Consider the following 14,225-nt stretch of genomic DNA (forward strand, 5'->3'; position numbering starts at 1 on the left):
GCGATGGAAACTACTCGTTCACCATCGTTGTCGAATGGAAACGCGAAAACTCCTCTTAAATCAGCACTTACACGTTAGGCATGGCGAACGCGGCGGTCACTTTAGTGTTCGCTTAATGTCGCTCTGACACGTTGGCGCAACGATAAAAGGAGGCGTTTCGGCGCGTCTGAATTGACGATCAAGCCGAAGCGAGACCAGTGACAGTATCGACCATCATCCGCGACTGCCTTGATGCCATGCTGCACCCTTCAGTGCGCTACGATGCGCTGACGAGTGCGCGTCATCGCGCATTCATGGCGCCGCGTCTGCTCGGCAGCCTTGCGGCCTTTGCGGCTTTTCCTGTCTATCTCGCGCTACGCGGCGCGCCAAACGCGATCGAGGTTGCGGCCTTTGCCTGGTTGATGGCGCCGATCCTCTGCTCATATTTTCTGTCGCGCACCGGTCGCTACGAAAGCGCACAGGTATTGTCGTCCATCGCACTCGCCGGCCTCGTGATGATGATGGCGATCTCCACCGGTGGCATCAATTCGTTCGCGGCGATCTGGCTTGTGGTGGTACCGATCGAGGCGGCACTCTCGGCTTCGCGCCGTATCGTTGCCTTTGCATCGGCGCTGGCGCTGTCCTGCGTCGGCATTCTCATCGCGCTGACCAGCCTTGACTGGTTGCCCGCATCCGAAGCTGGTGTCGCCGGCCACGGCGTCTTCATGGGCTTTGGTATTGCCTCCGCCACCATCTATGCAGCAGGTCTGGCCTTCGGCGCGGAGTCGCTGGCGCGCACCAGCGTCTCGCTGCTCTATGTCGAGGAAGACCGCTATCGCCTGCTGGCGCGCAATATGAGCGACGTGATCTCGCGTCATCGTCACAATGGCGCCGTGCAGTTCATTTCGCCGGCGGCAGAAGCACTGGTCGGCGCTCCGGCACAGCAACTGCTCGGCCATGGCCTGTTCGATCGCGTCCATGTCGCGGATCGCCCGGCCTATCTCACGGCTCTGTCCGACGCCGCGCGCGGCGGCGAAGCCCGCAGCGTCGAATTCCGCCTGCGCCGCGATGTCGCGCGCGGCAATGATCGCATGCGTCCGTCTGGCGCCGAATTCATCTGGGTTGAAATGCGTTGCCGCCCAATGGAGCAGGGCGCTGATATCTCGTCGCCTAATGCCGATGCGGAAGTCGTCGCGGTGCTGCGCGATGTCACCGACCGCAAGCTGCAGGAAGAGGCATTGGCACAGGCCCGCATCGAGGCCGAGCGCGCCGATGCGTCGAAGACGCGCTTCCTCGCCACCATGAGCCACGAACTGCGCACGCCGCTGAATGCCATTATCGGCTTCTCGGATATGCTGGTGCAGGAAGAGCTGATGATGCTCGATGCGACCAAGCGCAAGGAATATGCCCAGCTGATCAACGATTCCGGCCAGCACCTGCTGTCGGTGGTCAACGGTATCCTTGACATGTCGAAGCTGGAATCCGGCAATTTCGAGATTTCGCCCGAGCCCTTCGCCCCGCGTCCGGCGCTGATCAATTGCTGCAATCTGCTGGCGCTGAAGGCGCGCGAGAACGGCATCGATCTCATCACCGATGCGCCGAAGGATCTGCCTGAGGTCAACGGCGATCCGCGCGCATTCCGTCAGATATTGCTCAACCTCGTGTCCAATGCCATCAAGTTCACCGAGCGCGGCGGCAGCGTCACCGTGGCAGCGGGCGTCGAAGGATCACGCTTGATGCTGCGCGTCAGCGACACCGGCGTCGGCATTGCATCGGACGATCTCGCACGGATCGGCGATCCGTTCTTCCAGGCCGGCAAGACCTATCAGCGGCGCCATGAGGGCACCGGCCTAGGCCTGTCCATTGTGAAGAGCCTCGTCGGCATGCATGGTGGCGAGATGCAGGTGCAGAGCCGGATCGACGAAGGCACCACCATCACAATCGCGCTGCCGCTGGAGTTTACGCCGCAGGCTGAACACGTCAGCAATATCGCGATCTTGAATCCCGCGGCGCGCACCGCGCCGTCCGACCAAGCCCATCAGGTGAAGAAGAGTGCCTAAAGCCAGTTCCAAAGCGACCAAGTCCAAACGCGGCCGCGCCGTCGCCATCGTCGACGAGCCCGCGGAGCGCGGCATCGTCCTGCGCGTGCTCCTGCACAGCCCGAAGGACATGGTCGCCGGGTTGATCGCATTCGCGGCGGTCAGCGCTATCATCGCCAATGCCATTTTCCTGCAGAAGGGGCATCATCCGTCGCCGATGTTCGGTTCCAGCACCGTCGTTGCATTTCCGGCACCGGCGCAGGTCGCCAATCCGCTGCCCAAGCCGCGCCCGCTGGATGCTGCGTCGCCGGACACCAAGCTCGATTCCCGCATGCTGGATTCCAAGCCGGTCAACAGCGCCAATGAGCCGAAGCCATCACTCGCGGCCAAGCCCGTCGAACAGCGCGCGGCCGATCCGGTCGGCAATCTCCTGAAGGCGCCGGCACCATCGGCCTCACCGGCGACCACGGGCGCTGTGGCGCGCCCGCCGGCGGCGATCCCGAATGCGACGCGCACCGATCCGCTCGGCGATCTCATCACCAATACGCGCCGCGTCGCCGCCGTGCAGCGTGCGCTCACTGAATACGGCTACGGTCAGCTCAAGCCGACCGGCAATGTCGGCTCGGACACAGCAGCCGCGATCCAGCGCTTCGAACGTGAACGCAAGCTGCCGGTCACCGGCCAGGTGTCCGACCGCATGGTGCGCGAACTCGCCACCGTCACCGGACGCGCGATCGACTAGCGCCGGCCTTTCGGCTGGCCTATCGTCCTCCCCATGAGATTGAAATCAGCAATATGGGTGGCCGCATATCTGCGCCGCTGCCAGACCGAAGGCGTGTTCGGCGCCGTGCGCCGTCGTGGTGCGGAGGAGGCGGGCGCTGTGTTCGTAAAGGTTGCGCTGCTGGATGGCACCGCGATGCTCTACACGCCGGCGCCGCAAAGCGCCTATGACGAGAGCCGCCCTGTCGATCGCGTCTTCGCGCCGTCACCGCCGCAGCCCGTCGAAGAACGCAAGATCGAAGAGCGCTTGCAGAAGGAGATCTCGTTCGATCCCGACGTCTGGATCGTCGAGACCGAGGACAAGGCCGGACGGCATTTTCTCGAATTGGCGAAGGGCTAGCGCCCCGACGAATTCCGCGTCACGCGCGTGATATCCACATCCGGCTGGACGCTTGGCCGTGCCTGCGGCGCGCTCGGCCGAGCGCGATGGCGTTCGTCGTCATAGAGCGCAGGCCGGAATTTGGCGCGCGTCGCGGCCATATGCGCGCCGCGCCAGGCGGCCACCATGATCAGCGCCGAGCGTTCGCGCAGCACGTCATACATGCGCGCGATCCGGTAGACGTTCGTCACCGAGGTGCCGAATTCCGGATTGAGGAACAGCAGGACACGCTGGAAGATGTCGCTCCGCATGCCGAGCGCCTTGGCGCAGCAGGCGAGGGGCTCGCCGCCGGGATCACTGACGACCTGCTCGGCAATGCTGGCAGGCAGCATCAGGGCTTCGCTCAGCTCGCGCGCAAAGTTGTCGCGGTCTTCGGCGAAGGCGGCCATTTCAAGAATGTGCATGGCGCGTGCGGCGCGCGCTTGCGGAATCCGGGCGGAGGATCGCAGCGGCGTTTCGGCGAGATTGTGTAGGATCTGCGTACGCTCGCTGCTCGATGCGGCAAAGAACAGCGTGCTGATCTCGGACGCGTCCCTGGGTGCCATGGCCATATTGGCGGCGACACGCATCTGTACTTCGCTCGGCTGCTTCACGGTCGGCGCGGGAGATTCTGCTGCGGAAATGGGCTGCGCGAGCGGCACCGATTGGCCGGGTTCGGTCGGGCGCAGATTGAGCCGGTTGAGGATCGCGCGCGGGGTGTTCGGATAGATCGACAGCCGAGCGCGCACCGTGGCGCGGGTGGCGTCGTCGACCTGATCGATCAGGCGCGCGGTGAGTTCGACGAACTGCTTCTCTTCGTCGATCGTATGGTTCGGTGCCTGGACATAAAGATCCGTCAGCACGCGCAGCAAGGTCGGTCGCACGTCTACACCTTCGCGACGCGAGAGCGTCAGCAATCCGTCAAAGCCCGGAAACATTGGAGGTGAGGCAGGCATGGCATACGCTTACTAAGGGAACCTTGCCTCAAATTATCGCGGACGCATTAATATGTGTTTAACCATGGGCCGTTGGCCGAGGCAGATCTGATTCCGACGAGTCGGTTCAGGCCTGAGCGTTGTAATAGCGCGGCATCTCGTGCGGCCTGATGGCCCGTTCGGCCCGGCGGCCCATGAAATACACGCCTGACGCCGCGTCGGCGCGGGCACGCGAGCGGCCGAGGCGATCGAAGTAGCGCAGCCAGAAGAATGGCAGGGTGAAGAGGCGCGAGAATTTGTCGCCGGCGCCTAGCGTGCGTGAAAAATACCGGATCGACCAGAGCAGGCCGATACCGGCGCCGTTGACGGCTCCGGCATCGATCTCGGTGAATTTCTTGAACAGCCAGCGATGTCCGCTCTGGGTGAAGCGCGAGAAGTCATAGGCGCGTTCGTGCACCTGTTGCATGAAGGGCGTCTCGGCATAGACAATGCCGTTCTGGCGCAGCACCCGATGGATTTCGGCCGCGACGGTGGCCGGCTCCAGAACGTGTTCGAGCACAGCCTGAATCCAGACGCCGTCAAAGGTCGCGTCCTCGAATGGCAGTCTGTGCGCGTCGGCGACCAGCGCGGTGTTGTCGGTGGAGAACACGTCGGTTCCGACGACTTCGACATCCGGATCATCATAGAGGCAGTCCGCACCGGAGCCGACGGTGCCGCCGCCGACAACGAGCACGACGGGTCTCGCAGTCTCCTGCTTGAGAAGGTCGAGGAATTTCTCGCAGTTCTTGGCCGCGACAGGGTTTTCACCAAACGTGAAGCGATGCAGGCGCGTACCGATCGATTGGCCGGCGACATCCCGCGGCATCACCGAGCCATTGTCGCGATGATAGCGGCGGCGGTCGAACACGCTGGACTCGAAGTCAATGAGTACCGGCTGCCCATCGACAACCGGGAATCCGGCGTCGCTGTAATCACAGTTATAGTTCACGCAGGATGGCTTGGTCTGGATGTCGGAGATCGACGAGCCGCAGCGCGGGCAGCGCATGCGGAATTTCCAGTCCGTAGAATGGGAGCATTCCATCAGGGTTCCAACGATGTCGCTCATGAAAAAATGCGCCCCTATACCGTTCCACTTTTGGTCAATGCTGCGACGCTCAATCATGTTCCCCAACGCGGCCACCATATGGCGGCACGGCGGCGTTAACATGCTGTTAACCATGAATGTCCTTAATGACCATGCGTCGGCAAAACGGGCGAAGCGGCGCGGAGAGACTGGATAATGAGCACCATCATCAAGTTCCCGGCGGATGCGGCAGCGCGCAGGCTGGGCGTGAATGTGGCGCCATCGCCCCGCGAAACCTCCGCCGAAATCCTGATCCTGCCGGTGATCCGAATCGAGCGTCAGATCGACGACAGCAATGGCGGCAGCGGCCCGGAAGAGGGCACTGCGCCGGGACGCCGCCGCAAGCGCCGCGCCCGTTCCTGATTCCGGATTGATCCTGATGTCGGCGATATCCCATCCGAACCGGATACGGCTTCGGCGCAAGACGTCGTTTCTTGCGCCGTGTTTGATACTTGCGAGTTTGATCGGCAGCACGCTCGGCGGCTGCGCCGGCGGCGATTTCGGCCGTACCCGCAACAATGCGGTGACCGACGACATGCATCGCTGGATCGGCGTCGAGGCAACCGGCAGCGTCGGCCTGAAGTCGTCGGAATTCCAGCTCACCGATCTCGAGCGCCAGATGCGCGATCTCGCTTATCCGCTGATCGAGCCGCCGCATTCGCGCCCGCTGTGGAAGAGTGTGTTCGGCGACTACAAGCCGATCGCGTCGCCATGGCGGCAGAACGTCACCTTCGATCGCACGGCCTATGGTCGGCTGCTGATCGACGAGCCACATCGCTCGCATACGTCGCGCTACAGCGTGCTGATGGACGACGCGCGCGACGACATCCTGCGTTTCGAGGGATTTTATGCGACGGCTGCAAAGGTCGTCGAACTCGATCGCAAACGTAATGCCAGCCTGAAGCTGGTGTCGGCGCTGGAGCCGAAGGAGCGCGCCGACGCCATCGCACGCATGGATGAGAACGCGCTGATCGTGCAGTGGGTCGAGCAATGCCTGCAGCGCCGGGTGTCGTCCTATAAGTGGGCGCTGGAACGCATGGTGATCCACGCCCCCGATGGCATGGCGTCCAGCGCCGATATGCTGATCGGCGAATTGGCGGCGCAGACCACGGCCATGGCCGGCAGCCTCACGCCGGTGCGCCCCGGCAAGGTGCTCCAGGTCGGCGGATAGCTGGACGTGTAGGGCTGGAAGTGTAGGGCGGATTACGCTTCGCTGATCCGCGCTACGGCGTCGGACTTTTCCACTGGCTTCACCTGATCGTCCGGCACGGTTTGACGGCCAAGAATCTGCCGCGCGCCCTTGCGCGAAAACGGCTGCACGATCTGTCCCAGAAAATCCGATGCAACCTTGCCGCTGATGCCGAGCCGGTCCGGTGACGCCTTGGCGGGATTGAGATAGGTGCCGAACACATGGTCCCACACCATGATGTTCTCGCAATAGTTGCTGTTGCCTTCCGTCAGCGTCTTCGAATGATGCCAGCGATGCAGTTTTGGCGTCGCGAAGATCGGATCGAACAGCGCCGTGCGCGTCTCCACGTTGCAATGGGTGAGCAGGCCGGTGATGGCCGTCACGGCGCCGACCCAGAGGAAGACTGGCAGCGGCGCATCTAGCAGATAGAGCGGCGCCTGGCTGAGCGCCATCTTGATCAGCGAGTCGATCACGTGGAAGCGTCCAGTATTCACCACCCAGAGCCGGACCACGCTGTGATGAAGCGCATGAAAGCGCCAGAAGAACAGGTTTTCATGCGCGATCCGGTGTGACCAGTAGAGGCCGAATTCGGCAACCACCAGCGCGAGCACGATCTGCGCGATCAGCGGCCAGTGCGTGGGCCATAGATGCGAGGCATGATCGTCCGCGCGCGTCACGGTAGCCACCGCCATCGGTACGATCGCAGTGGCCGCGACGGCCAGTTGCGCCGCCCCCTTGGTCAGCAGCGTGTGACCGATGTCACTCAGCGTTTCGCCATCATGCTCCAGCCATTCGGCGCGATGCGGCGTCATGCGTTCGAGCAGCACAATCGTCAGCAGCAGCGCTGCATAGACGACATTGAACCAGAGGATCGGTGCGGTGCTCGCGAAGGCAAACCATGCGCCCGTCAGCGCGCCGAAATACAGCAGCGGCCACCAGATCAGGGACAGGAAATGGCCGACGGCCGTATCGGCCGGCTCTTGGTCGTGTTGCATGGAGGCTCCGCATTCGCGCCGATTCGTGGGTCGACGATGGATGCGGAGCTTCGCTGCGGGAGATTGCAGGCAGATTACGCCAGAGGGCTCTCTGGACGTTTTCTATGCGGAAAAACGTCACGCCGAGGTCGTCTTACAGCTGATAATTCACGCCGATGCGGACGATATTGCCTGTGATGTCCGAATTAACGCCCATGATCGGCTTTCCTGGCCAGGCCGCGAAGGTGGCCTTGCTTAACGTCGTATCGCTGATCGTTCCGAGATCGAAATGCAGATATTCGACCTTCGCTGTCCAGTTCGATGCGATCTTCGATTCCACGCCGCCGCCGATCGCCCAGCCGATCCGTGTCTCCGATGCAGACCCTGCGGAGCAGAGAGCGTTCCGGGCACATGGAAATGTCGGCTCCGGCACAAGAGTGGACGAGACTTTCACGTGGCCGTAGGCCAGACCGCCGGTAGCGAAGAATAATGTCTCCGGTGTCACCAGATAGCCCAATCGTGCACGCGCGGTACCAAACCAGCTCAGCTCGGTGTTATGGCTGGTCAGGGTTTCCGGATTGGCACCAATCTCCGGGGCGTAATAAGTGACGCCCGCGCCCATTTTCGAATAGGACAAGTCTGTTTCCAGACCTGTTACCCAACGGTCGATCTGCCAGTTGTAGCCGATCTCAGCGCCACCGATGAATCCATCAAAGCGGGAATTGAGCGACCGGGGCATCGTGCCCTGCGACAGGAAAAATGGCGTGATGATCGTGTCGATGGCCGTAATGGTGGACGCACTTTCGGTCCAGCCATAGCCCAAGGTGGCGCCGATATAGGCGCCTGTCCATGTCACGATTTGTGGGGACACTGCCGCCTTGTAGTGCGGTTGAGCGAGATTGTCCGCGGCCAGCACGGGCGTTGACGCAAGCAGAATGCAGCCGATTACGCAGGCCAACTTAGCGGATTTCGACATTGAGTTCTCCAGCACTTCGAGTCGAGAATTCCAGACATGCGGGGGCGATCAGGCAAGCAGGCCCCATATGCGCCCTCCGAACAGCCCAGAGTCGCCATCGCTACTGCTAAGCGCCGCGGGATTTCGTGTCGTCACCCTGAAGTATGATGTGGTAAAATATGCTGCGTGTGCGCGTCCGGAAATTGACTTCGATCTCGCCCTGCCACACCAGAGCGCGCGCAATCACGGATTTGGAATGTTCATGGACGTTGTCGACAATGACGTACTCTCTTCAATCATCGGAGATATCTACGACTGCGTTCTGAACCGTGAGGGATGGTCGCGTGTTCTCACCCGCATCACACAGACGATGGATGCGGCCTACACCACGATTGCGCTCGCTGGCACGTCGGACAATCACGGCCGGTTTGCTGCCCAATCGCCCTGGGATGCCGAGCGCATGCGCGCGCTGCAGGACTACAGTTTCGATGATATTCCGGGCCTGAAGGCTGCAGTGGTCGGCGATATCGATACGCCCGTATCCACGCTCTCGCTGATGCCCGAAAGTGAATTGCAGCAGACCGCTTTCTTTCGTAATTGGGCCGGACCGCAGGGATTGCGGGAAGGGTGCATTGTCAAATTCGTCCACACGCCGGACCGCATCGGTCTGCTCGGCTGCACCACCTGGGCGGACAAGGCTGCCGTATCTGCCGAGGATCAACGGTTTCTGACCTTGCTGTCTCCGCATTTGCGCAGGGCCGCGATGATCAGCGACCTGCTCGATGACGTGCGCGTGACCGCGCAGCTGTTTCGTGAATCGCTTGAGAACCTCGCGGTGCCCGTCGTGTTGACCGACGCGGCCGGATCGGTGCTCCATGCCAATGCAAGTGCCGAACGCATGTTCGCAACTGATGGTCCGATCCTGCGTCAGGGGCGAACCATTCAGGCACAGAACGCATTGATGGGCGACGCCTTGCTGCAGGCGATCGCAAGCGCTGCCTCGGACCTCTCGCTCGGCGCCAAAGGCATTGGCTTGCCGGTGTCGGCGGCAGGACAACCGCCCGCGGTCGCCTATGTCCTGCCTTTGACCGCTGGTACGGCGCGCGCCGCTTTTCGCCCCGCATGTGCGGCCGTCTTCGTCTCGACAACGACCTCGGCCTCTCCAATGCCGGAGGCCGTGTTGACAACGCTGTTCGAGCTCACGCCCGCCGAAGCGCGCGTGCTCGTGAGCGCCGGAAAGGGGCTCAACCCGTCCCAGACGGCCACTTCGCTCGGGATCTCGGAGAATACGCTGAAGACACATCTCAACCGGATCTACGCCAAGACCGGCAGGTCACGGCAGGCCGATCTCGTGAAGCTCGTGGCGGATATCGGCACGCCGCTGGCTACGGGATAGCGCACGTAGGATGGGTAGAGCGCAGCGAAACCCATCAAATACACACGACGACATGATGGGTTTCGCGAAGACGCTCTACCCATCCTACGATGACGATCGCTTATCAGCGCTTGCCTTTCACCGGCGCAGCCGGCGGATCGGTCTGCACCCGACAATTCGATGCGGCGAGGGATGCCTGGGCCTGGATCATCAGGCCGGGTTCGGCGGCGAGCGCCTTCAGTACGATCAGGCCGGTCGCGGTCGGCGAGTCGATGATGAGGCGGTCGGCGGACGTAACGTCCTCTTCCTCGGGCAGCGCTTCGTGCTGCGCCTCGGTCATCAGATCGAGCTCGATGACGCGGCGGCCGGCGGAGCGGTCGTTGATTGCGTAGTAAGCGACGTCGCTGCGGGTGTAGAACGACACCGAGGTGTAGGACTGGCTGACCGGCACGGTGAGCTTGATCGGTCCCTTGGCCAGGTCGTAGCGGCAGACCGCCATGGCGAAGGCCGGGTCCATGAATGGCAGCAGCGCATTGGCCGGCTCGGTCTGCGGCAATGCTGTCACCGCATTTTCTTTCGTCACCGAAGCGAGGCGCGAATAGGCGTCCTGCGTCGCGATACGTGGCAACGCCAGCACGCTGACAAGATGCACGATGCCGCCAAGCACGACACCACCGATGAGCGCGAACATCAGCCGGATCATGGGCAGCTCACCGTGGCGATGGCGGGCATCGGTGCGTCTTTCTGCGTCCGGGTGGCAACGCCAACCGGTGTATCGTACAGCCGTAGTATCAACACATAGCGTTCCAGCGCTGATGTCGGCAGCCAGTTGCCGGCGCGCGAGCGTGCAGCGATGCGGATCTCGAACGCGCCATCAGCATTGCGCACCACTTCCTGGCTGGTGAAGCCGTAGCGCTGCAATGTGTTGGGCACCAGACGGCCCTTGGTGTCATAGAGCGAGAGCGTCCAGAAACGCGCAGCCGGTGTCACTCCTGACACGACGATATCGCAGCGACCGTCCAGCGGCTTTTTCTTGTCGTCGGCGGTGGCAGTGAAGGTGACGCCGTCGCCCGTGCCGATCGGCAATTCGCCCGATCGTGCAATGGACGCACGCGCATAGGGATCGATCTCGCTGGTGCCGGTGCGTGGGCGCGCCGTCCATGCACCGATGGTGAGTGTGCCAAGGTCTGTGCCGCGGGTCGCGGTGGTCCAGGTCAGGCCGAGACCGACAGCAGTGGCGATCGCGAGCGCCAGAAGCGTGAGGAAGATCAGCCGCACGTGCGCACCGTCATGATAGCAGCTTCAGTTCTTGCGCGACGCGGGGGCGGTTGCGGATGTGGTCGTTTTGGCATCCGGTGCATCATTCGCCGACGCGTAGCTCTCGGGGAAGGCCAACGCGGAGGAGGCGCGGGGCTTCAACGGTTCGTTGGATGATGTGCGGCCGGCGGTCTTGCCGGCGTCGTCGAGCAGCTTCTCGACACGCAGCAGGACGTCGGCGCCGCGGCGCGTCAGCACCGGCGGCGGGCCGGGCTTGGCGTCCTGCGCGTTGGCGGCCATCACGGATGAGACGGCTGCAGCAGGATTCTTGGTACCCGCGCCGACACCCGGGATTTCCTTGATCTCGATACCCTGATGGGCGGCGACCATGATGTCGTGCCATGTCTGCGCCGGCAGCGATCCGCCTGTCATGCGGTTGGTCGGCGAGTAGTCGTCATTGCCGTACCAGACTGCGCAGCTGAAGTTGCCGGTGTAGCCGACGAACCAGGCGTCGCGATACGCATTGGTGGTGCCGGTCTTGCCTGCTGTCGGGATGCCGTCCAGTGCGGCGCGGCGCGCGGTGCCTTCGCTGACCACGTGGCTCATCATGCCGGCCATATCGGAGGCGACGGAGGCGGGGATGGCCTGCAACTGTTTCGGACCATCGCGGTCGAACCGCCAGACGAGGTCGCCCGCGCCGGTACGGACTTCCAGCACTGCATGTGGCTTCGACGAGCGCCCCTTGTTCGGGAAAGTCGCATAGGCGACGGCGTGTTCGAGCACGGTGACTTCGGTGGAGCCGATCGGCAGCGACGGCGTATCGAGCAGCGGCGCCGTGATGCCGAAGCGGCGCGCGGTCTCGACGATCTTGACGCGGCCGGCCTTGGCCGGATTCTGCGCGCCCTTGCCGAGCGCAATCGAAATCTTCACCGGCACGACGTTGATCGAACGGGTGATGGCCTGCGTCAGCGTGACGTTGCCGGAATAGGAGTGGCCATAGTTCTGCGGGCACCAGTTGCCGATACAGACCGGGCCGTCGAGGATGATCGAGGTCGGCTTGTAACCGTTGAGCAGTGCCGTCGTGTAGACATAGGGCTTGAACGATGAACCGGGCTGGCGCATCGCGTCCACCGCGCGGTTGAACTGGCTTGCGCCGTAGTCGCGGCCACCCACCATGGCGCGGACGCCGCCTTCGAGGTCCGACACCACGGTGGCAGCCTGCGTCGCGTGATAGTCGCGGCCGAACTGGCGAAGCTGGTTTTCCACGGCGGCTTCGGCGGCGCGCTGCACATTCATGTCGATGGCGGTGCGGACCACGAAAACGCGTTCGACATAGGATTTCGGGAATGTATCGACGAGCTTGCGCATCTCGTCGAAGGCCCAGTCGAGATAGTAGTTCGGTGAGATTTCCTGACGACGATCGACGGCGACGGCGGGATTACGCCGCGCACCGAACACCTGACCTTCGGTCATGAAGCCGGCATCGACGAGGTTGTCGAGCACCACGTTGGCGCGGGCGCGGGCGGCGGGCAGGTTGATATGCGGCGCGTATTTGGTTGGGGCCTTGAACAGGCCGGCGAGCATCGCGGCTTCCGCGAGGTTCACGTCGCGCGCGGATTTGTTGAAATAGAAATGCGCTGCGCCGTCGACGCCGAACGTGCCGCCGCCCATGTAAGCGCGGTCGAGATAGAGCTTCAGAATTTCGTTCTTGGTCAGGCGGGTTTCCAGCCAGATGGCCAGGAACGCTTCGTTGACTTTGCGCTCGATGGTGCGCTCGTTCGACAGGAACAGATTTTTCGCGAGCTGCTGCGTCAGCGACGAACCACCCTGGCGCACGCCTCCGGCCTGCGCATTGGTGACCAGCGCGCGCGCGGTGCCGGCGATGTCGATGCCGAAGTGATCGTAGAAGCGGCGGTCCTCTGTGGCGAGGGTGGCCTTGATCAAATTGTCCGGGAAGTCTTCCAGCGGGATCGAGTCGTTGTGCTTGATGCCGCGGCTGCCGATGGGATTGCCGTAGCGATCGAGGAACGTGACCGCGAGGTCGGATTTCTTCAGCCAGTCTTCATCGGCGGTTTCGCGAAACGCCGGCTGCGCCAAAGCGAGCATGAGGATGAGACCGCCGAGGCCGATGGTGGCCATTTCCGACAGTGGCTCGATGAACACCCAGCGCTTCCAGCGACCGACATAGAAGCGGTCCATGAAGGTCGAGTAGCGTTCCCAGAGTTCGCGGGTGCCGCGGCCGGACGAGAACAGGCCGGAATCGATGCGCGCATCCAGATCCAGCAGGAAATGCCGGAACTTGGTCTTCCAACGGGATGGCACGATCTGAGGCACAGGGGCCCTTGGTTTGTTGCAGCGCTCGCGTGCACCCACCGGCACCGCGCGGACGTCATGCTGAAATAATGCGGCAACCCGGCGGCAGGTTTGCGGCCGCCGGAGAGTCGTTCAAGTTCTAGCCGAGCAGGGCGGATAAACCAATGGCATTGCTTATCATTTGCACGACAGGGCTAACAGCTTGCCGGTTTTGCCCTTGTTTGCGAGCCGGCCGACACGATGTTGCTTGCAGAGCCTGCACCGCAACTCCTAGAAGGGCGTTTCGCTGCAACCTGGATCGATTCAAATCGCATGACCGCGCGTCCCCCGCGTCCTTCCGCACAGGAGGGAATGTTCTGGAAAACCAAGACGTTGGAAGAGATGTCCGGCGCCGAGTGGGAAAGCCTGTGCGACGGCTGCGGACGTTGCTGTCTGGAAAAGCTGGAAGACGAGGATACCGGCAAGATCTATTACACCCATGTGTCCTGCCGATTGCTCGATGCGGGTCTTTGCGCCTGCAAGGATTATCCGAACCGCTCCGACCATGTTCCCGATTGCGTGCGGCTGACCCCCGACAATGTCCGCACCCTGAGCTGGCTGCCGCCGAGCTGTGGCTACAAGCTCGCGGCCGAGGGGCGCGATCTCTACTGGTGGCATCCGCTGATTTCCGGCAGCCCCGACACCGTCCATGAAGCCGGCGTATCGGTCCGCGGGCGGGTCGAGGGCAGCGAGGACACGATCTCCGACGACGAACTGCAGGATCACATCGTGACCTGGCCGGCGCTGCTGCCGCGCAAGGCGAAGCTGAAGAAGCGGCCGGCGTAGAATCTGCGGCGCGCGGTGTTCGATCACGCGCATATGACGGTCAGATGATCGCCGCGGGACGCTCCCATGCAAGGAAACAACTGTTGCTGTACGGGGCAGGGGAATAGATTTCTTCCAAAGAGA

14 protein-coding genes are annotated in these 14,225 nt (G+C 62.7%); 7 read left to right on the forward strand and 7 right to left on the reverse strand.

Annotated features, from left to right (window positions below; translation table 11 throughout):
• Window positions 1-236: 236 nt before the first annotated feature.
• From AB7828_RS01865 to AB7828_RS01875, 3 genes are read left to right on the forward strand one after another with little or no spacing between them, the layout of a single operon-like run.
• The gene (locus AB7828_RS01865) at window positions 237-2,039 is read left to right on the forward strand and encodes a PAS domain-containing sensor histidine kinase (protein WP_441232181.1); all 1,803 of its coding nucleotides are present in this window, start codon (window positions 237-239) and stop codon (window positions 2,037-2,039) included.
• On the forward strand, window positions 2,032-2,760 hold the full coding sequence (locus AB7828_RS01870) for a peptidoglycan-binding protein (protein ID WP_441229235.1): 729 nt from the start codon (window positions 2,032-2,034) through the stop codon (window positions 2,758-2,760). Before AB7828_RS01865 ends, AB7828_RS01870 begins: the two co-directional genes overlap by 8 nt.
• A gap of 33 nt (window positions 2,761-2,793) precedes the next feature.
• Window positions 2,794-3,138 carry a DUF1491 family protein gene (locus AB7828_RS01875; RefSeq protein ID WP_439085670.1) on the forward strand — a complete coding sequence of 115 codons (345 nt, stop codon included), beginning with the start codon at window positions 2,794-2,796 and terminating at the stop codon, window positions 3,136-3,138.
• Here AB7828_RS01875 and AB7828_RS01880 read toward each other — a convergent pair.
• Together AB7828_RS01880 and AB7828_RS01885 are read right to left on the reverse strand one after the other, a co-directional pair.
• Window positions 3,135-4,112, reverse strand: a complete 978-nt coding sequence (locus tag AB7828_RS01880) for a DUF2336 domain-containing protein (protein ID WP_441229236.1) — start codon at window positions 4,110-4,112, stop codon at window positions 3,135-3,137. The genes AB7828_RS01875 and AB7828_RS01880 overlap by 4 nt on opposite strands.
• Before the next feature lie 106 nt (window positions 4,113-4,218).
• Window positions 4,219-5,196 carry a methyltransferase domain-containing protein gene (locus AB7828_RS01885; RefSeq protein WP_441229237.1) on the reverse strand — a complete coding sequence of 326 codons (978 nt, stop codon included), beginning with the start codon at window positions 5,194-5,196 and terminating at the stop codon, window positions 4,219-4,221.
• 174 nt (window positions 5,197-5,370) lie between these two features.
• Between AB7828_RS01885 and AB7828_RS01890 the strand changes: the two genes are divergently transcribed.
• On the forward strand, window positions 5,371-5,577 hold the full coding sequence (locus AB7828_RS01890) for a hypothetical protein (RefSeq protein ID WP_068730489.1): 207 nt from the start codon (window positions 5,371-5,373) through the stop codon (window positions 5,575-5,577).
• Between the two features lie 16 nt (window positions 5,578-5,593).
• On the forward strand, window positions 5,594-6,385 hold the full coding sequence (locus AB7828_RS01895; protein WP_175367484.1) for a hypothetical protein: 792 nt from the start codon (window positions 5,594-5,596) through the stop codon (window positions 6,383-6,385).
• A 32-nt stretch (window positions 6,386-6,417) separates the two neighbouring features.
• Here the strand turns inward: AB7828_RS01895 and AB7828_RS01900 are convergent, their stop codons facing one another.
• Together AB7828_RS01900 and AB7828_RS01905 are read right to left on the reverse strand one after the other, a co-directional pair.
• Window positions 6,418-7,398 (reverse strand): sterol desaturase family protein, encoded by a 981-nt coding sequence (locus tag AB7828_RS01900; protein WP_441229238.1) that lies wholly within the window; start codon window positions 7,396-7,398, stop codon window positions 6,418-6,420.
• Window positions 7,399-7,531: 133 nt separating this feature from the next.
• On the reverse strand, window positions 7,532-8,353 hold the full coding sequence (locus AB7828_RS01905) for an outer membrane protein (protein ID WP_175367482.1): 822 nt from the start codon (window positions 8,351-8,353) through the stop codon (window positions 7,532-7,534).
• A 241-nt stretch (window positions 8,354-8,594) separates the two neighbouring features.
• Between AB7828_RS01905 and AB7828_RS01910 the strand changes: the two genes are divergently transcribed.
• A complete protein-coding gene (locus tag AB7828_RS01910) occupies window positions 8,595-9,728 on the forward strand; it encodes a helix-turn-helix transcriptional regulator (protein ID WP_175367481.1) in 1,134 nt (377 codons plus the stop codon).
• A gap of 103 nt (window positions 9,729-9,831) precedes the next feature.
• On the opposite strand, the gene AB7828_RS01915 is transcribed toward AB7828_RS01910, so the two are convergent.
• From AB7828_RS01915 to AB7828_RS01925, 3 genes are read right to left on the reverse strand one after another with little or no spacing between them, the layout of a single operon-like run.
• A complete protein-coding gene (locus AB7828_RS01915; RefSeq protein WP_089267023.1) occupies window positions 9,832-10,410 on the reverse strand; it encodes a DUF1254 domain-containing protein in 579 nt (192 codons plus the stop codon).
• Window positions 10,407-10,985, reverse strand: a complete 579-nt coding sequence (locus tag AB7828_RS01920) for a DUF1214 domain-containing protein (RefSeq protein WP_441229239.1) — start codon at window positions 10,983-10,985, stop codon at window positions 10,407-10,409. Before AB7828_RS01920 ends, AB7828_RS01915 begins: the two co-directional genes overlap by 4 nt.
• Before the next feature lie 24 nt (window positions 10,986-11,009).
• On the reverse strand, window positions 11,010-13,298 hold the full coding sequence (locus AB7828_RS01925) for a transglycosylase domain-containing protein (RefSeq protein ID WP_441229240.1): 2,289 nt from the start codon (window positions 13,296-13,298) through the stop codon (window positions 11,010-11,012).
• A gap of 291 nt (window positions 13,299-13,589) precedes the next feature.
• On the opposite strand from AB7828_RS01925, the gene AB7828_RS01930 reads away from it, so the two are divergent.
• Window positions 13,590-14,102 (forward strand): YcgN family cysteine cluster protein, encoded by a 513-nt coding sequence (locus tag AB7828_RS01930; protein WP_184515499.1) that lies wholly within the window; start codon window positions 13,590-13,592, stop codon window positions 14,100-14,102.
• Window positions 14,103-14,225 lie beyond the last annotated feature (123 nt).

The sequence above is a fragment of the Tardiphaga sp. 215_C5_N2_1 genome, assembly GCF_052076055.1.
Lineage (GTDB): Bacteria > Pseudomonadota > Alphaproteobacteria > Rhizobiales > Xanthobacteraceae > Tardiphaga > Tardiphaga robiniae.